Source organism: Pseudomonas frederiksbergensis (genome assembly GCF_001874645.1).
In the GTDB taxonomy this organism is placed as follows: Bacteria; Pseudomonadota; Gammaproteobacteria; order Pseudomonadales; family Pseudomonadaceae; genus Aquipseudomonas; species Aquipseudomonas frederiksbergensis_B.
Map to the genome: position 1 here is coordinate 100112 of NZ_CP017886.1, position 18204 is coordinate 118315.

Below are 18204 nucleotides of genomic sequence, written 5' to 3' on the forward strand. Positions count from 1 at the left end.
ATGTTACAGTTAAACATTCTCGACACCGGTTTTTCATGTCCCTTTCACATTTTCAAGATTACCCTCTGCGCATCCGGAGCGATGCCTTTGGGTCGCTAAAACTGCCGACCGACAAAATAAAAGTCAATTAGTGCACTTTTCCTAAAAGATTGGTTAACTGATTGATATACTTTTTGTTTTCTCGTCTACGCTGTCACGGATGACGCTTCGAAGCACTGCTTCGAGCTGATTCGCAGGTTGTGACCACCGACTTGCCGCCTTCCCAGGCTGTTGACATATCCAAACCCGAGGTCCACATGAATCAGGCTTTTCTCCCTTTCTCTCGGCCGAGCATCGGCGACGAAGAAATCGCCGCCGTCGAGCAGGTTTTACGCTCCGGCTGGATTACTACCGGGCCGAAGAACCAGGAGTTGGAGGAGCAATTCGCACAGTACGTAGGTTGCCAGCACGCCGTCGCACTGTCTTCGGCAACCGGCGGCATGCACATCACGTTACTGGCGCTGGGCATCGGCCCTGGCGATGAAGTGATCACGCCGTCGCAGACCTGGGTTTCTACCGCCAACATGATCTGCCTGTTGGGCGCTACCCCGGTATTTGTCGACGTCGACCGCGACACCCTGATGACCGACGTCCAAGCCATCGAAGCCGCTATTACCCCACGCACCAAAGCGATCATCCCGGTGCACTACGCCGGCGCCGCGTTTGATCTCGATCCGCTTTATGCGCTGGCAGACAAACACGGTATCGCCGTCATCGAAGACGCTGCCCATGCTGCCGGTACCCGTTACCGTGGTCGCGCCATTGGCGCTCAGGGCACCGCGATCTTCTCGTTCCACGCGATCAAGAACATGACCTGCGCCGAAGGCGCAATGTTCGTCAGCGACAATCAAGCGCTGGCCGATCGTGTGCGCATGCTCAAGTTTCACGGCCTCGGCGTCGATGCTTACGATCGCCTGACCCATGGCCGTAAACCGCAGGCCATGGTCATCGAGCCGGGCTTCAAGTACAACCTGGCCGACATCAACGCTGCCATTGCGCTGGTGCAGTTGCAACGCCTCGACGAGATCAACGCCAAGCGCACCGCTTTGGCGCAGACCTATCTGCAACGTCTGGAAGGCCTTCCGGTACAACCGCTGAGTGTGCCAACCTACCCGCAACAACACGCCTGGCACCTGTTTATCCTGCGCATCGACGCTGAACGTTGCGGGATGGACCGTGAGGCTTTCATGAAAGCCTTGCAAGAACAGAATATCGGCACGGGTATTCACTTTGTCGCCACCCACCTGCACACTTACTACCGCCAGCGATTCCCGGACATCCATCTGCCCAACACCGAATGGAACTCGGCACGGCTGTGCTCGATCCCGCTGTTCCCCGACATGACTACCGACGATGTCGAACGCGTCGTTGGCGCCATTGAAAACATTCTGGACTGAAGCCTTTGAAGCCATATCCAATTAACTGCGTGTCGATCGTTATTCCGGTCTACAACGAAGAAGAAAGCTTGCCTGAATTGCTGCGCCGGACCGAAGCGGCCTGCCAGCAACTCAAGCATGAGTACGAGATCGTTCTGGTCGATGACGGCAGCCGTGACAACTCGGCTCAAATTCTCGAAGCCGCCGCTGAGCGCGAAGGCAGTTCAGTCGTTGCGGTCATTCTCAACCGCAATTACGGCCAGCACGCGGCAATCATGGCCGGCTTCGAGCATTGCAAAGGCGATGTGGTCATTACCATCGACGCTGACCTGCAGAACCCGCCGGAAGAAATCCCCCGTTTGGTGGAACAGGCCGAGCTGGGCTACGACGTGGTTGCCACCGTGCGCAACAATCGCCAGGACTCGGCCCTGCGCCGTTGGCCGTCGAAACTGATCAACCTGGCTGTGCAACGCTCCACCGGTGTCGCCATGAGCGATTACGGCTGCATGCTGCGCGCCTACCGCCGCACCATCGTCGACGCCATGCTGGCCTGTCGTGAACGCAGCACCTTCATCCCGATCCTGGCCAACAGCTTCGCCCGCCACACCACCGAAATTCTGGTGCAGCACGCCGAGCGTGAGCATGGCGAGTCGAAATACAGCCCGATGCGCCTGATCAGCCTGATGTTCGATCTGCTGACCTGCATGACCACTACCCCGCTGCGCCTGCTGAGCATCATTGGCTTCGGCCTGGCGGCGCTGGGCGTGTTGTTTGCCTTCCTGCTGATTTTCCTGCGCCTGATATTCGGCGCCAGCTGGGCGGGTGACGGCACCTTCGTACTGTTCGCCGTGCTCTTTGTGTTCACCGGCGGCCAGTTCATCGGCATGGGGCTTCTGGGTGAATACCTGGGCCGTATGTACAGCGATGTCCGCGCCCGGCCGCGTTTCTTTATCGAAAAAATCCTACGTAACAAACCCGCTACTGCTGCTCCCGTTGTCACTGTCGACGGTCTGCCTTCCACCACTACTGATCAGGTTTCGCCATGAGTTCAAAAGCTGTTGTTTTCGCCTATCACGACATTGGCTGTGCAGGTATCGAAGCACTGCTCAACGCAGGTTTCGAGATTGCTGCCGTGTTTACCCACGCCGACGATCCGAAGGAAAACACCTTCTACGGCTCGGTCGCTCAACTGTGCGCCCGTAAAGGCATTCCTGTGCACGCACCGGAAGACGCCAACCACCCACTGTGGATCGAGCGCATCGCCAAACTGAACCCGGACTACCTGTTCTCGTTCTACTACCGCAACCTGCTGGGCGAGCAACTGCTGGCTACCGCCCGCAAAGGCGCGTTCAACCTGCACGGCTCGTTGCTGCCAACCTACCGTGGCCGCGCTCCAGCGAACTGGGTGCTGGTCAACGGTGAAACCGAAACCGGCGTGACCCTGCACCGCATGGTCAAGCGTGCCGACGCTGGCGCAATCATTGCCCAGCAACGCGTCGCGATCGAACGTGCCGACACCGCACTGACCCTGCACGGCAAGCTGCGCGAAGCCGCTTCCAACCTGCTGCGTGACACCCTGCCATTGCTGGCTCAGGGCAAAATCACCGAAACCGCCCAGGACGAATCCAAGGCCACTGTTTTCGGTCGTCGTACTGCGGCAGACGGCAAGCTGGTCTGGAAGAAGCCGGCTGAAGAGCTGTTCAACCTGGTTCGCGCTGTGACCCAACCTTACCCGGGTGCTTTCTGCGCCGTGGGCGAGCACAAACTGATTGTCTGGAGCGCTGAAGTCGTCAAGGGCAACGAAGGTCTGGCTCCAGGCCGCGTGATCAGCGTCGACCCTCTGCGTATCGCTTGCGGCGAAGACTCCCTGGTCGTTACTTCCGGTCAGCGTAACGAAAACGGTCTGTACCTGAGCGGCCCGCAACTGGCCAATGAGCTGGGTCTGGTCGACGGTTCCGTACTGCGTGGCGCTGAATCGGGCCGTGCCCCGCGTCGTACCCGCGTTCTGATCCTCGGCGTCAACGGCTTCATCGGTAACCACCTGTCCGAGCGCCTGCTGCGTGACGACAAGTACGACGTCTATGGTCTGGACATCGGTTCCGACGCTATCGAGCGTCTGCGCAGCCATCCGAACTTCCACTTCGTCGAAGGCGATATCAGCATTCACTCCGAGTGGATCGAATATCACATCAAGAAGTGCGACGTGGTTCTGCCGCTGGTGGCCATCGCCACGCCAATCGAATACACCCGCAACCCGCTGCGCGTATTCGAACTGGACTTCGAAGAGAACCTGAAACTGGTTCGCTACTGCGTGAAGTACAACAAGCGCGTGATCTTCCCGTCGACTTCCGAAGTCTACGGCATGTGCCAGGACAAGAACTTCGACGAAGACACCTCGAACCTGATCGTGGGTCCGATCAACAAGCAACGCTGGATCTACTCGGTCTCCAAGCAACTGCTGGACCGCGTGATCTGGGCCTACGGCGCCAAAGGCCTGAACTTCACCCTGTTCCGTCCGTTCAACTGGATGGGTCCACGTCTGGACCGTCTGGACTCGGCCCGTATCGGCAGCTCCCGCGCCATCACCCAGCTGATCCTGAACCTGGTGGAAGGCACCCCGATCCGTCTGTTCGACGGCGGCGAGCAGAAGCGCTGCTTCACTGACATCGCTGACGGCATCGAAGCCCTGGCGCGCATCGTCGACAACGAAAACGATTCGTGCAACGGCCAGGTGATCAACATCGGTAACCCGGACAACGAAGCCAGCATCCGTCAGTTGGGCGAAGAGCTGCTGCGTCAGTTCGAAGCTCACCCACTGCGCGCCAACTTCCCTCCGTTCGCCGGTTTCCGCGACGTAGAGAGCAAGGCGTTCTACGGCGCTGGCTACCAGGACGTGGAACACCGCAAGCCAAGCATCGAAAACGCCAAGCGCCTGCTGAACTGGGAGCCTACCGTCGAGATGAGCGAAACCATCGGTAACACCCTGGACTTCTTCCTGAAAGAAGCCATGCTCGAAATCGCGGACAAGCGCTGATGCAGGCAGGTCTTCGGATCGATGTCGACACCTACCGAGGTACCCGTGAGGGGGTACCCCGGCTGTTGGAGATGCTCGATGAAGCACAAGTCAAGGCGACGTTTTTCTTCAGCGTTGGTCCGGACAACATGGGGCGCCATTTATGGCGCCTCATCCGTCCGCAGTTTCTCTGGAAAATGCTCCGCTCCAATGCCGCAGGTCTGTACGGCTGGGACATTTTGCTGGCCGGCACTGCCTGGCCAGGCAAACCCATCGGCCGTGATCTGGGGCACCTGATGCGCCAGACCCTCGCGGCTGGCCATGAAGTGGGTTTGCACGCCTGGGATCACCACGGCTGGCAAGCCAACGCAGGGCGCTGGAGCGACGCAGACCTGATCGAGCAGATTCGCCGGGGCGTAGATACCCTCAGCGATATTCTCGGGCAGCGCGTGGACTGTTCGGCGGCCGCCGGTTGGCGTGCCGACGAGCGGGTCATCGAAGCCAAGCAGCAGTTTGGTTTTCGTTACAACAGCGACTGTCGCGGACAAAGCCTGTTCCAGCCACGGCTGGCAGACGGCAGCCTCGGCACGCCACAAATTCCGGTCGACTTGCCAACTTTCGATGAAGTGGTGGGTCCCGTCGTTGCAGCCAATGAGTTCAACTCATACATTCTTGACCGATTCAGCCCCTCGAAGCTGAACGTATATACGATACATGCGGAGGTAGAAGGGATTCTGATGGCAAACGATTTCCGTCAGTTGCTGGTCGATGCGCGTCAGCGTGACATCCAGTTCCAGCCGCTGGGTAACTTGTTGCCCGCCCAACCGACAACCCTGCCTCAGGGGCGCGTACTACGTGGCGCCCTTGAAGGCCGAGAAGGATGGTTGGGAGTGCAAGGCGCATGAGCAAACGCTGGGCTTTGCCGTTACTGCTTATCGCTTTCGGTCTGGTCTATCTCTTGCCGCTGGGCACGCATGGTCTGTGGATTCCGGATGAAACCCGTTACGCCCAGGTCAGTCAGGAAATGCTCCTGAGTGGCAACTGGGTGTCGCCGCATTTCATGGGCCTGCGTTACTTCGAGAAGCCGATTGCCGGTTACTGGATGATCGCCATCGGCCAGGCCATATTCGGGGAAAATCTGTTCGGTGTGCGCATTGCGTCGGCACTCTCGACCGGTTTGAGCATCGTGCTGACCTACCTGATCGCACGCAGGCTTTGGAACGACCCACGTAAAAGCATCGCCAGCGCATTGCTCTACATGAGTTTCGCGGTGGTCGCCGGTCAAGGGGGCTACGCCAACCTCGACCCGCAATTCACGTTCTGGGTCAACCTGAGCCTGGTGGCCCTCTGGTTTGCGCTGGACAGCAGCAGTCGCAATGCGCGGCTGATGAGTTGGGCAACCCTGGGGCTGGCCTGCGGCATGGGCTTCCTGACCAAGGGTTTCCTGGCCTGGTTGCTTCCGGTATTGATCGCCCTGCCCTACATGATCTGGCAAAAGCGCTGGCGCGAACTGCTGGCGTACGGCCCGGTGGCTATCGTGGTGGCGATTGTCGTGAGCCTGCCGTGGGTCTTGGCCGTGCATGCGCAGGAACCCGATTACTGGCGTTTCTTCTTCTGGCACGAGCACATTCGCCGCTTTGCCGGTGACGACGCGCAGCACGCAGCGCCGTGGTGGTTCTATCTGCCGATGCTGGTGGCGTTCAGCCTGCCATGGGCGGCGTTCCTGCCTTCGACTCTCAAACAAGCGTGGCAAACCAGGCGTCAGGCCAGCACCGGTTTCCTGCTGTTATGGCTGGTCCTTCCGCTGGCTTTTTTCAGCCTGAGCAAAGGCAAGTTGCCGACCTACATCCTGCCGTGCCTGTTGCCCTTGGCACTGTTGATGGGCAATGCGCTGATCGACCGACTGAACCTGGGGCAAAGCCGACTGTTCAAGATCAACGGTCTGCTGAACCTGGTCATCGGCCTGACCACGCTGCTGGCGATGGTTTACCTGCAACTGAAAAACCCCGTGTATGTCGATGAAATGCACAGTCTGGTACTGGTGTTCATCGTGCTCATGGGCTGGATCCTGTCCAACCTGTTGCTGGTGGTGCGACCGTTCAGCGCATGGGCTGCGCCGGCCATCGGCAGCTGGCTGCTGATCGCCATTCTGCCGGCCGCATTGCCGCACTCGACGGTCTACAACAAGATGCCCGACCAGTTTGTCCTCCAGCACATAGACGAACTCAGCCAGACCAAAAGCCTGCTGAGCAATGACCTTGGGGCCGCATCTGCAGTGGCCTGGCGTCTGCAACGCCCTGAAGTGGCGTTGTACAACACCATTGGCGAAGTGAAATATGGCCTGGACTACCCGGACGCCGCTGCACGTCGGGTTGATACCGAACACGTGCAACAGTGGATGAGTGAAGCCCGCAAGGCCGGCCCGGTCGGCGTGGTCATGCGCGTCAAAGGTGACGACGAAGCCCGTGAGCTCGAACTGCTGCCTAAAGATGGCAAGCATTACGAGCAAGGCAACATGGTTATTCTGATCATCCCGCAGAGCGCGCCATGACCCTGATTTTGCTGTTGGTGGCCTGCCTGCTGACCTGCATGGGCCAGATTGCCCAGAAATACGCCGTGGAAAGCTGGCGCGGCAAAGACTCCGGCTGGGCCGAGAAACTGCTCTCGCCGTGGTTGTGGCTAGCGCTGGCGTGCCTGGGTTTTGGCCTGCTGGTGTGGCTGCTGGTATTGCAGCGCCTGGAAGTCGGTATCGCCTACCCGATGCTCAGCCTCAACTTTGTGCTGATCACCCTGGCCGCCCACTTCGTCTTCCACGAAACCATTGATCGTCGTCACTGGATCGGCGTTGCGCTGATCATCGCCGGCGTCGTTCTGCTCGGGAGGCACGCATGAGTCTTCGTCGCGGAATTACCTTTGCCATGGGCAGCGTGGTGCTGGTCAGTGCCGCCCAGTTGGGCATGCGCTGGAGCATGAGCCATTTGCCGCTGCCCGATCAGTGGCTACAGGCCCTGAGCAATGGCAGCATCGACCTGCTCGCGATCGGCGTGGTCCTTGCGTCGATCTGCGCTTACGCCCTGTCCATGCTGTGCTGGCTCGCCGCGCTGCGCGATCTGCCGCTGGGCCGGGCCTACTCGCTGTTGAGTATCAGCTATGCACTGGTGTATCTATTGGCCGCCAGCCTGCCGCTGTTCAACGAAAACTTCAGTCTTTCCAAAACACTCGGGGTGGCCTTGGTCATCCTCGGTGTCATCACTATTAACTCTCGAACTGCTCGCGCCCCAGAAGTCAGGAATGCCTCATGAAAATCAGTGTAATTGGTAGCGGTTATGTCGGTCTGGTGCAGGCGACTGTCCTGGCTGAAGTCGGTCATGATGTCGTCTGCATGGACGTCGATCAGAACAAGATCAAAATGCTGCAGAAAGGCCACGTCACTATCTTTGAACCAGGGCTGGAGAGCATGGTCAAGGAGAACCTGGAGAGCGGGCGCCTGCATTTCACCAGCGACGAAAAGATGGCCATCGAGCACGGTCAGGTACTGTTTATCGCTGTCGGCACGCCGTCGGACGAGGACGGCTCGGCCGACCTGAAATATGTCTTGTCCGTGGGTGACGCGGTCGCGCGCCATCGTGTCGAGCCGCTGATTCTCGTGGAAAAGTCCACTGTCCCGGTCGGCACCGGCGACACCCTGCGCGCGCACATTGAAGGCGTGCTGAAGAAAGCCGGGCGTACCCTGGAGTTCGATATTGTCTCCAACCCGGAGTTCCTCAAGGAAGGCTCGGCCGTCAGTGACTGCCGCCGCCCGGACCGTATCGTCATCGGTTGCGAGCGTGAAGAAGTCCGTGAAGTGATGCGTGACCTCTACGCCCCCTTCAACCGCAACCATGACCGCATCATGTTCATGGACCTGCGCAGCGCCGAACTCACCAAGTACGCAGCCAACTGCATGCTTGCGACCAAAATCAGCTTTATCAACCAGATCGCCGAACTGGCCGAACACCTGGGTGCGGATATCGAAGCCGTGCGCATGGGCATCGGTGCAGACCAGCGCATCGGCTACCACTTCATCTACCCTGGCTGCGGCTATGGCGGCTCGTGTTTCCCGAAAGATATGCGCGCGTTGATCCACAGCGCCCAGGAAGCCAATTGCTCCAGCGACCTGTTGCAAGCGGTCGAGGCCATCAACCAGCGGCAGAAACACAAGCTGTTCGAACGCATCAACGCGTTCTACAAAGGTGAGCTGAAAGGCAAGACCTTCGCCCTCTGGGGCCTGGCGTTCAAACCCAACACCGACGACATGCGCGATGCGCCAAGCCGGGTGCTGATGGAAGCCTTGTGGGCTGCCGGTGCACACGTACGGGCCTTCGACCCTGAAGCCATGCAGGAAACCCAACGCCTGTACCCGGATCAACCGAACCTGTCGCTGATGGGCACGCCGGAATCCGCGCTGGTTGGCGCAGATGCGTTGATCGTTTGTACCGAATGGCAACAGTTCAAGGCGCCGGACTTCAAATTGATCGAAGAGCGTCTCAAGGCCCCGGTGGTCTTCGACGGCCGCAACCTGTACGACGCCGAGCGTCTGGCACGCAAAGGCTTCAAGTACTTCCCGATGGGTCGTGGCGAGTCGCGTAACCTGCCAATCCCTCAGCAGCAGTGGCCAGCTTCTTCCGTCTAAGCCCAGGAGGCCGCGTGCACGCATATCCATCGACAGGGATCCGTCAACAATCGTTAGGTCTGGGGCTACTGGCGCTGCTGCTGTTCTGCGCCGGGGTCTACCAGCAATCGGCGATCGGATTCGACTCGCGGTTTGTACTGTTTGCCCAGGAAATGCTGCGCCATGGGCCGGGATTCTTCCCGACCACCTACGGCCAGCCTTACGCTGATTACTGGGCCACCTCGACGTTTTTTACCTGGTTGCTTTCGCTGCCCTTTGGCCAGGTAAACGCGTTGACGGCCTGGTTACCCAGCGCCATTGCCTCGGCGACGATTGTCACGCTGATGTACCGGTTGGTAGCGCCCTACTCCAGAACCTGGGCGTTGATCAGTGTTGCCTTGATGTTGCTGAGCAACACCTTCATCACCGAAACCCGCGCCGTGTCCCTCGACCAGATGGTCGCGGCCGTGACCTTCGCCGTGTTCTATCTGGGCTATGCCGCTGACCATTTCCAGGCGCCGCGACGACTGCTGCTGATACTCGCGTTGCTGGTGCTGGGCTTTGCCATTCGTGGTCCGATCGGCTTGGTGGTGCCTACCGGCGTACTGTGCAGTTATTACCTGCTCAATGGCCAGTGGCGGCGGATGATCACAGTCGGCTTGCTGGCGGCGGTGCTGCTGGCAGCCGGTATCGGTTTGCTGCTGTGGCTGGCGAACGTCAGCGGCGGCCCGACCTTCGTGCAAGACGTGATCCGCATGCAGTTCATGGGGCGCATGGATGGCCGCGAAGGTGCGAGCGGTGTGCTGTTTTACTTCAGCAGCTCGCTGGGCAACTATGCGCTGGCGTATCCCTTGGCGGTATTGGTGCTGGCCGCTGTGTTGCTGGTCGGTCGCAAGGATCGTGGGCCGGCGTTGCGTTTGCTGACCTTGTGCACCGCTGCCGGGCTGATCGTGATGATTGGCCTGTCGATTCCAATGGCGAAAAAAGCCCGTTACATGCTGCCGATGCTGCCGATGGCGGCGATTATCGCGGCGTACCCGTTTCAGGGCGCGCAGGGCCGGGTATTCCAATGGCTACGCGGCCTGATGCAGGGCCTGTGGCTGCTGATTCCTGGTCTGCTGATCGTCGGGTTGCTGGTCGCCAAACGACGTTTCGCGGAGCATCTCACCTCGTTGACGGCGGTGATGGCGATACTCGGGGTGTTGCAAGTGATCGCACTGGGGCTGTTGTTCAAGCCACGCGTGCGGGCGGTGGGCCTGGCCTTCACGGCGGTGCTGGCGCTGTGGTCGACCTACATTCTGGTGTTCGAACCGGTGGAACGTATGCTCTTCGACACCCGCACGTTCAGTCGTGCAACCGTTGAGCTGATCCAGAAAGACCCGGCTCCCGTGGTGCTGCACGCCATGGGCAAAGACGCCAAAGCCATCAAGTTCATGGTCAACGTCGAGCATGACCTGTTCCCGGTCTTCACTCATTCAGTGCAAGAACTGGAAAACCTGAAAGGCCCTGCCTGGCTGGTGATGGACAAAAGCGACTACGAAGCCCTGAAAGGCTCTCGGTTGGCGACACTGCAACCGGTGCTGAACGGGTCCTTCGACAAGGACGATTACGTCCTGCTGCATCTGGTACCCGTGCAGCCCTGAATGGGTCTTAGCGGTCGGCGCGCCGCCATACTTCAAAATTAATGAACTGAAAGCTCATTAATATGAATTTGTCAGTGGTGAGATAGGTCGGCACACTGTGCCGGTTCCTCCCCCAAATGTTGGAACGCTTAAAGGGCTTTCTGGTGATCCAGACAAGCCCTTCTTTTTGCCTGTTCCTTGCCACTGGATTGTTCTCGCTATGCTCGCTCGCTGGATACCCGCCGCTATCAACACCCGTCCCTCCGAATGGAGTCGCGCTGCCATCGGCATGTCGCTGGGCACATTGCTGAGTGTCTGGCTCTGTGGCCAGGTGTTCGGCATGGACGTGGCCTTGCACTTGATCGGACCGTTGGGCGCTTCGGCGGTGTTGCTGTTCGCCGTTTCATCCGGCGCATTGGCGCAGCCGTGGTCGATTCTCGGTGGCTACCTCTGCGCGGCGGTGGTGTCGCTACTGGTCGCCCACGTACTCGGGCGAACGCTGGGCAGCGCCTGTCTGGCCGCCGGCATGGCGCTGACTCTGATGTGCTGGTCGCGCTGCCTGCACCCACCGGCCGGCGCATTGGCATTGCTGCTGGTGCTGGCCGACCCGGCAACCATCGCCATGGACTGGCGCGAGCTCGGGCCGGTGATGCTCGCCGCGACGTGCATGTTGCTCAGCGCTTTGGCCTATAACAACCTGACACGAATCCGCTACCCCAAGGGCCACAGCGAACCCGTCGCTGGGGTGCCTGCCGATCATCCGCCCAAAGACGCGCTGGCGATTACCGCCGAAGACCTCAAGCTGGCCCTCGCCGACATGCAGGAGTTCTTCGACGTCACGCCCGAGGACCTTGAGCAGTTGATCCACGCCAGCGAGCTGCACGCCAAACGCCGCAGCATCGGCGAAGTATTCACCCATCGCTAAGCCGCCGACTGCTGGCGCGCTGGCACGGCCAGGCTCACCGCCCGCACCGAAACGCCGGCACTCAATCCCAGTGTCTTGGCGGTGTGTGCATCGACAATCAAGGTCCCGGCGGCGACCCGCGCCGCTGCGGCGGTGATCCGGCAATCGGCAAACTGACGGTTGTGAATCAGATAGACCGCCGCCTGCTCTCCCGGTGTGCCGATGCTCAGCTGCAATACCTGACTGTCACGCACGGCGCGGATGTCACCGGTTGCACATTCGATCTCTGCCTCCAGCACAAACAGGTAATCGGTATCACCCCGTTCGGCTTCGCCAGCGAAGGTTTTCTCAGCCCATTCCAGGCGCTGACGCAAACGCCCGGCATCGGCCGGCAAAGTAGTCAAACCAGTGCCGGCGCTGTGGGCCAGTGCCAGCAACGCCGGCAGGTCATTCATCGTTGCAGGACGGACGATCATCAATGGTGCTCCTGTGGGCTCACGCGTTTAGGCAAGTAGACTTCCGCGAGCATGCAGCGCGCACTGCCGCCGCCAATCCGCTCGATGGTGTCGATGTTCACTGGCAGGGGGTTGGCGTAGGTTTCGACCATCCGGCGTTGGTCGGCATGCAGCGACCGCCAGGCGGTGCGCGACATCACCAGCAACGGCTCGCCAGCGGCGTTATGCACTTCAAGCATGTTGCCGGCGAACGATTCCAGCTGATCGAAGCTCAGGGTCATGACCTGCTTGCCGCTGCGCTCCAGACGTGAGCGCAGTGCATTGCGCTCGCCCAGGTCGCTGAGCGATTCCAGACAGGCCACCGCCAGTTTCGTGCCGACGCTCATCATCACGTTGGTGTGATAGATCGCCACGCCGTGACGGTCCACCGCGTTGAACGCACAGCGTTCATAGCCGAGGTGCTCGACCCACTGATCCAGCGCTTCGGCATGGGTACGGGTCGAGTAGCCGGCGTAACAGATCCGCTGTTCGCGATCGAGGACCATGCTGCCGGGCGCTGGAATCGGTTGTTGGCCGCCGTGTCCTGGTTGAAGGAGAAACGGGTCGGGCGAATCATCAAAACGGTACTGGTGGTTTGCATGGGCACAGAATCAATGAGGGTTGAGAGGTGCTCATTGTCTGATTCGGCGCTGGAAAAACCCGGCTGATAAGCAGGGAGGCGGCGCTGGAAATGGCTGAAAACGGGGGAGCTTGCAGCCGATTTGGTGGGTGTTTAAAAGATTAAAAAATCAAAAGATCGCAGCCTCCGGCAGCTCCTACGGGATGGGTATCTGTAGGAGCTGCCGGAGGCTGCGATCTTTTGCGATGCGTGATGTGATTATGTGGAGGTTTTGACCATCGCCAGCTCAGGGTGGCTGACCAGTTTGTCGATGTGCAGGTCCGGGTCGTCGAACCAGACTTCGGTCAATACCCGGTAGTGTTCCATGTCACGACAGCGCATCCGCAGGCTGTAGTCGAAGGCGCCGCTGATCAATTGGCACTCCAGCACCTGCGGACAGGCGCGGACTTTGGCTTCAAACGCTTTCTGGGCGGCGCGCCCACTCTGGTTCGACAGCGCCACCAGCACCAGCAGCGACAAACCGGGGGTCAGTTTTTTCTCGTCGAGAATCGCCCCGTAGCCACGAATGACGCCGAGCTGTTCGAGCTTGCGCACCCGCTCAAGGCATGGCCTTGGTGTCAGGTGCACGCGCTCGGAAAGCTTCTGATAGGTGATGCGCCCTTCGTGGCGCAGCACCTCAATGATTGCCTGATCGATTCGATCAAGCACGATCGACAGATCGCGGATGTCCGCCATGTACGCCTTGCCTCACTTCAAACGGCCCGATAAAAATTGCTGCAAACGCTCACTTTTTGGCTGGTCGAGAATCGTCGCATCGCCCTGTTCCTCGACCCGACCTTGATACGCCGCAGCATAGTGCTTTTGCCGGAGCCACTGGCGCCAATCATGCCGATTCGATTGGAATTATTGCGACCAGGCACGAATGCCTGGCGGCGCAGACGGGTTCGAATGGAAGGCCAGAATGCCAACAGACGATTGTGCCAAGGTGTCGAAAGGGCCTTCGCAGGCAGCTCGCTTGTGCTGATGTCGGCATTTTCACAGCCGATTCTGTCGTGAATGCCCTGCCGGGGCATTTATGCGATGAAGGAGCGTGTAGGTATTGCAAAAACGCAGACCGGACCTGCATCTATCCGGGTTGTACATCGCAAATTTGCACTGCTACGATCCGGCATCGTTCGCGCGCGAACACTTCTATAAAGAACAATAAAAGCAGGGAGTTAGTGATGACTGCTCAGGTTTCATCCCAGGCGACACGCGGCATTGATGCCACCGCCAACGACGTGCTGGCCGAAGTGCGCAACCACATTGGCCACCTGACCCTCAATCGCCCCGCCGGCCTCAATGCCATTACCCTGGACATGGTCCGCAGCCTGCACCAACAGCTCGATGCCTGGTCGAAAGACCCACACATCCATGCGGTGGTGCTGCGCGGTGCTGGCGAGAAAGCCTTCTGCGCCGGCGGCGATATCCGCTCGCTGTACGACAGTTTCAAAAGCGGCAACACCCTGCATGAAGACTTCTTCGTCGAGGAATACGCCCTCGACCTGGCGATCCACCATTACCGCAAACCGGTATTGGCGCTGATGGACGGTTTCGTCCTCGGCGGCGGCATGGGCCTGGTGCAAGGCGCAGACCTGCGGGTAGTCACCGAACGCAGCCGTCTGGCCATGCCGGAAGTGGCCATCGGTTATTTCCCGGACGTCGGCGGCAGCTACTTCCTGCCGCGCACTCCCGGCGAGCTGGGCATCTACCTGGGTGTCAGCGGCGTGCAGATTCGCGCCGCCGATACGCTGTATTGCGGGCTGGCTGACTGGTATCTGCACAGCGAAAAACTCGCCGAGCTGGATCAATGCCTCGACAGCCTCAAGTGGCACGAAACACCGCTCAAGGACCTCCAAGGTCTGCTGGCCAGACTCGCGGTACAACAATTGCCCGACGCACCGTTGCAGGCACTGCGGCCAGCGATCGACCACTTCTTCGCCCTGCCGGATGTGCCGAGCATTGTTGAGCAACTGCGCACCGTTACGATTGCCGACAGCCGCGACTGGGCAATGACCACCGCCGATGTGCTCGACAGTCGTTCACCGCTGGCCATGGGTGTAACGTTAGAGATGTTGCGGCGCGGCCGTCAGCTGAGCCTGGAAAATTGCTTCGCCCTCGAACTGCACCTGGATCGTCAGTGGTTCGAACGCGGTGACCTGATCGAAGGCGTCCGTGCCTTGCTGATCGACAAAGACAAGAGCCCACGCTGGAACCCTCCGACCGTGCAGGCGCTGGACGCCAGGCAGGTTGCGAGTTTCTTCAGCGGTTTTGACCAGAGCGGGAGCTGAGCCATGCACGATATCGAATTGACCGAAGAACAAGTGATGATCCGCGACATGGCCCGGGACTTTGCCCGCGGCGAAATCGCTCCCCATGCTCAAGCGTGGGAAAAAGCCGGCTGGATCGATGATGCGCTGGTGGCAAAGATGGGCGAGCTGGGTTTACTCGGCATGGTGGTTCCCGAGGAATGGGGTGGCACTTACGTCGACTACGTGGCTTATGCGCTGGCGGTAGAAGAAATTTCTGCCGGCGACGGCGCTACCGGCGCCTTGATGAGCATCCACAACTCAGTGGGCTGCGGGCCGGTTCTCAACTACGGCACTGAAGAACAGAAACAGACCTGGCTGGCGGATCTGGCCAGCGGTCAGGCCATCGGCTGCTTCTGCCTGACCGAGCCGCAGGCCGGTTCCGAGGCGCACAACCTGCGCACCCGCGCCGAACTGCGCGACGGCCAGTGGGTGATCAATGGCGCCAAGCAGTTCGTCAGCAACGGCAGGCGGGCAAAACTGGCGATTGTGTTTGCCGTCACCGATCCGGACCTGGGCAAGAAAGGCTTGTCCGCGTTCCTGGTGCCGACCAACACCCCGGGGTTTATCGTCGACCGCAGCGAACACAAGATGGGCATCCGCGCCTCCGACACCTGTGCGGTGACGCTGAACAACTGCATCATCCCCGAAGCCAACCTGTTGGGTGAGCGCGGCAAAGGTCTGGCGATTGCCTTGTCCAACCTTGAAGGCGGTCGCATCGGTATCGCCGCGCAGGCGCTGGGTATCGCGCGCGCAGCCTTCGAAGCGGCGCTGGCCTACGCCCGTGACCGGGTGCAATTCGACAAGCCGATCATCGAGCACCAGAGCGTCGCCAACATGCTGGCCGACATGCACACCCGGCTCAACGCATCGCGCTTGCTGATCCTGCACGCCGCACGGCTACGCAGCGCCGGCAAACCCTGCCTGTCGGAAGCCTCGCAGGCCAAGCTGTTTGCGTCGGAGATGGCCGAGAAGGTCTGCTCGTCCGCGATACAGATCCACGGCGGCTACGGCTATCTGGAAGATTATCCGGTAGAACGTTACTACCGCGATGCGCGGATCACGCAGATTTACGAAGGGTCGAGCGAGATTCAGCGGATGGTGATTGCGCGGGAGCTCAAAAACTACCTGGTGTAACGCAAAAGATCGCAGCCTGCGGCAGCTCCTACGGGCGTACACAAAACCCTGTAGGAGCTGCCGCAGGTTCGGGCCGCGTTCGGACGATCTTTTTTACATTACTTGCCGACGAACTCAGCCTCACGCTTGGCAATAAACGCCGCCATGCCTTCTTTCTGATCCTGTGTGGCAAATGCCGCATGGAACACCCGACGTTCAAAGCGCACGCCTTCGGACAGGCTGACTTCAAAGGCGCGGTTGACGCTTTCCTTGACCATCATTGCAATCGGCAAGGACTTTTTGGCGATCAGCGCTGCAACCTTCAACGCTTCATCCAGCAGCTCATCCACCGGCACGATGCGCGCAACGATGCCGCAACGCTCCGCTTCCACCGCGTCGATCAAGCGGCCGCTGAGGCACATTTCCATGGCTTTGGCCTTGCCCACGGCGCGGGTCAGGCGCTGGGTGCCGCCCATGCCCGGCAGCACGCCGAGGTTGATTTCCGGCTGACCGAATTTAGCGTTGTCGCCGGCCAGAATGAAATCGCACATCAGCGCCAGCTCACAACCACCGCCCAGGGCGAAGCCGGCGACAGCCGCAATGATCGGCTTACGTCGGTTGGCCACCCGATCACTGTCGCTGAACAGGTCGTCGAGGTAGATCTGCGGATAGGTCAGCTCGGCCATTTCCTTGATGTCGGCGCCGGCGGCAAAGGCTTTTTTCGAGCCGGTCAGCACGATGCAGCCGATTTCCGGGTTCGCCTCAAGACCGTCCAACGCGTGGTTCAACTCGCTGACGATCTGCGCGTTCAAGGCATTCAGGGCTTGCGGGCGATTGAGGGTGATCAGACCCACGCGACCCTGGACTTCCAACAAAATCGTTTCGTAACTCATGCAAACGTTCCTTCTTTAAAGATTGCGCGAAATGACCATGCGCTGAATATCGCTGGTGCCTTCGTAGATCTGACAAACCCGCACGTCGCGGTAGATGCGCTCCAACGGGAAGTCGTTCAGGTAACCGTAACCACCGAGGGTTTGCAACGCCATCGAGCAGACTTTTTCGGCCATTTCCGAGGCGAACAGCTTGGCCATCGAGGCTTCCACCAGCGCCGGTTTACCGCTGTCACGCAGGGCTGCTGCGTAATGCACCATCTGCCGGGCGACGGCGATTTGCGTGGCCATATCGGCCAGGCGAAAGGCTACCGCCTGATGCTCAATGATCGCTTTGCCAAAACTCTCGCGTTCACGAGCGTAATCGCGGGCGGCTTCAAATGCGGCGCGGGCCATGCCGACCGATTGCGAGGCAATCCCGACGCGTCCACCTTCAAGGTTGGCCAAGGCGATTTTGTAGCCTTCGCCCTCCTCGCCCAGTCGATTGGCCACCGGCACCTTCACGTCCTCGAAGAGGATTTGGCAAGTGTCCGAAGCGTGCTGACCGAGTTTGTCTTCAACGCGTGCAACCTTGTAGCCCGGTGAATCGGTGGGCACGATGAAAGCGCTGATCCCGCGCTTGCCGGCACTCGGATCGGTCACTGCAAAAACAATCACCAGCCCGGCGTTTTGCCCGGAAGTGATGAACTGCTTGCAGCCGTTGAGCACGTAGTGATCGCCGTTGAGGCGGGCACGGGTTTTCAGGCTGCTGGCGTCGGAACCGGCCTGTGGCTCGGTCAGCGCGAACGCCCCGAGCATGGCGCCGCTGGCCAGCGGCTTGAGGAACTGCTCTTTCTGCTGGTCGTTGCCGAACGTGAGGATCGGCACGCAACCCACCGAGTTGTGCACGCTCATGATGGTCGAGCAGGCACCATCGCCCGCGGCGATTTCCTCCAGGGCCATGGCGTACGCCAGGTAACCGGTGTCACAACCGCCCCACTGCTCCGGCACCAACATGCCGAAGAAGCCGAGTTCGGCCATCTCGCCGATGGCCTCTTTGGGAAAGCGGTGTTCGCGATCCCACTCGGCGGCGAACGGTTTGAGCCGTTCCTGGGCGAACTGCCGGGCCGCGTCGCTGATCTGTAGTTGTTCGTCAGTCGGTAACATGCCAAGTCCTTAAAAATGTGTTGCC

General features: G+C 59.9%; 16 protein-coding genes and 3 pseudogenes. 12 read left to right on the plus strand and 7 right to left on the minus strand.

Annotated features, from left to right (window positions below; genetic code table 11):
* Nucleotides 1-296: 296 nt before the first annotated feature.
* From arnB to BLL42_RS00530, 10 genes are all read left to right on the plus strand, one after another.
* A complete protein-coding gene (arnB, locus tag BLL42_RS00485) occupies nucleotides 297-1436 on the plus strand; it encodes a UDP-4-amino-4-deoxy-L-arabinose aminotransferase (RefSeq protein WP_071550208.1) in 1140 nt (379 codons plus the stop codon).
* 5 nt (nucleotides 1437-1441) lie between these two features.
* Nucleotides 1442-2461 carry an undecaprenyl-phosphate 4-deoxy-4-formamido-L-arabinose transferase gene (gene arnC / locus BLL42_RS00490; protein ID WP_071550209.1) on the plus strand — a complete coding sequence of 340 codons (1020 nt, stop codon included), beginning with the start codon at nucleotides 1442-1444 and terminating at the stop codon, nucleotides 2459-2461.
* The gene (gene arnA / locus BLL42_RS00495) at nucleotides 2458-4449 is read left to right on the plus strand and encodes a bifunctional UDP-4-amino-4-deoxy-L-arabinose formyltransferase/UDP-glucuronic acid oxidase ArnA (protein WP_071550210.1); all 1992 of its coding nucleotides are present in this window, start codon (nucleotides 2458-2460) and stop codon (nucleotides 4447-4449) included. The genes arnC and arnA overlap by 4 nt, the downstream gene beginning before the upstream one ends.
* Complete coding sequence (gene arnD / locus BLL42_RS00500; protein WP_071550211.1) at nucleotides 4449-5333, plus strand: 4-deoxy-4-formamido-L-arabinose-phosphoundecaprenol deformylase; 885 nt, start codon at nucleotides 4449-4451, stop codon at nucleotides 5331-5333. Before arnA ends, arnD begins: the two co-directional genes overlap by 1 nt.
* Nucleotides 5330-6979, plus strand: a complete 1650-nt coding sequence (arnT, locus tag BLL42_RS00505; protein ID WP_071550212.1) for a lipid IV(A) 4-amino-4-deoxy-L-arabinosyltransferase — start codon at nucleotides 5330-5332, stop codon at nucleotides 6977-6979. The genes arnD and arnT overlap by 4 nt, the downstream gene beginning before the upstream one ends.
* A complete protein-coding gene (arnE, locus tag BLL42_RS00510; protein WP_071550213.1) occupies nucleotides 6976-7320 on the plus strand; it encodes a 4-amino-4-deoxy-L-arabinose-phosphoundecaprenol flippase subunit ArnE in 345 nt (114 codons plus the stop codon). Before arnT ends, arnE begins: the two co-directional genes overlap by 4 nt.
* Entirely contained in the window at nucleotides 7317-7730 is a 414-nt protein-coding gene (arnF, locus tag BLL42_RS00515; RefSeq protein ID WP_071550214.1) for a 4-amino-4-deoxy-L-arabinose-phosphoundecaprenol flippase subunit ArnF, read from the plus strand. Before arnE ends, arnF begins: the two co-directional genes overlap by 4 nt.
* Nucleotides 7727-9100 (plus strand): UDP-glucose dehydrogenase family protein, encoded by a 1374-nt coding sequence (locus BLL42_RS00520; RefSeq protein WP_071550215.1) that lies wholly within the window; start codon nucleotides 7727-7729, stop codon nucleotides 9098-9100. The genes arnF and BLL42_RS00520 overlap by 4 nt, the downstream gene beginning before the upstream one ends.
* Nucleotides 9101-9114: 14 nt before the next feature.
* Nucleotides 9115-10722 (plus strand): ArnT family glycosyltransferase, encoded by a 1608-nt coding sequence (locus BLL42_RS00525; RefSeq protein ID WP_071550216.1) that lies wholly within the window; start codon nucleotides 9115-9117, stop codon nucleotides 10720-10722.
* Between the two features lie 199 nt (nucleotides 10723-10921).
* Nucleotides 10922-11626 carry an HPP family protein gene (locus BLL42_RS00530; RefSeq protein ID WP_071550217.1) on the plus strand — a complete coding sequence of 235 codons (705 nt, stop codon included), beginning with the start codon at nucleotides 10922-10924 and terminating at the stop codon, nucleotides 11624-11626.
* On the opposite strand, the gene BLL42_RS31235 is transcribed toward BLL42_RS00530, so the two are convergent.
* The 5 genes and pseudogenes from BLL42_RS31235 to BLL42_RS29430 all read right to left on the minus strand — a co-directional run.
* On the minus strand, nucleotides 11623-11904 hold the full coding sequence (locus tag BLL42_RS31235) for an arginine N-succinyltransferase (protein ID WP_442960345.1): 282 nt from the start codon (nucleotides 11902-11904) through the stop codon (nucleotides 11623-11625). The genes BLL42_RS00530 and BLL42_RS31235 overlap by 4 nt on opposite strands.
* A pseudogene (locus BLL42_RS31240) lies at nucleotides 11896-12081 on the minus strand (arginine N-succinyltransferase); the annotation flags it as partial. The gene BLL42_RS31235 and the pseudogene BLL42_RS31240, both read right to left, overlap by 9 nt.
* Nucleotides 12081-12700 (minus strand): annotated as a pseudogene (locus BLL42_RS00540) (arginine deiminase-related protein). The pseudogenes BLL42_RS00540 and BLL42_RS31240, both read right to left, overlap by 1 nt.
* A 237-nt stretch (nucleotides 12701-12937) precedes the next feature.
* Nucleotides 12938-13414, minus strand: a complete 477-nt coding sequence (locus tag BLL42_RS00545; protein WP_071550219.1) for an Lrp/AsnC family transcriptional regulator — start codon at nucleotides 13412-13414, stop codon at nucleotides 12938-12940.
* 12 nt (nucleotides 13415-13426) lie between these two features.
* Nucleotides 13427-13522: pseudogene (locus BLL42_RS29430) on the minus strand (histidine/lysine/arginine/ornithine ABC transporter ATP-binding protein); the annotation flags it as partial.
* 380 nt (nucleotides 13523-13902) lie between these two features.
* On the opposite strand from BLL42_RS29430, the gene BLL42_RS00550 reads away from it, so the two are divergent.
* Both BLL42_RS00550 and BLL42_RS00555 read left to right on the plus strand, forming a co-directional pair.
* A complete protein-coding gene (locus BLL42_RS00550) occupies nucleotides 13903-15009 on the plus strand; it encodes an enoyl-CoA hydratase/isomerase family protein (RefSeq protein WP_071550220.1) in 1107 nt (368 codons plus the stop codon).
* 3 nt (nucleotides 15010-15012) lie between these two features.
* Nucleotides 15013-16164 carry an acyl-CoA dehydrogenase family protein gene (locus BLL42_RS00555; RefSeq protein ID WP_071550221.1) on the plus strand — a complete coding sequence of 384 codons (1152 nt, stop codon included), beginning with the start codon at nucleotides 15013-15015 and terminating at the stop codon, nucleotides 16162-16164.
* A 98-nt stretch (nucleotides 16165-16262) separates the two neighbouring features.
* Here the strand turns inward: BLL42_RS00555 and BLL42_RS00560 are convergent, their stop codons facing one another.
* Together BLL42_RS00560 and BLL42_RS00565 are read right to left on the minus strand one after the other, a co-directional pair.
* Entirely contained in the window at nucleotides 16263-17036 is a 774-nt protein-coding gene (locus tag BLL42_RS00560) for an enoyl-CoA hydratase (RefSeq protein WP_071550222.1), read from the minus strand.
* 15 nt (nucleotides 17037-17051) lie between these two features.
* Nucleotides 17052-18179, minus strand: coding sequence for an acyl-CoA dehydrogenase (locus BLL42_RS00565; protein ID WP_071550223.1), 1128 nt, complete (start codon nucleotides 18177-18179; stop codon nucleotides 17052-17054).
* Nucleotides 18180-18204: the final 25 nt, after the last annotated feature.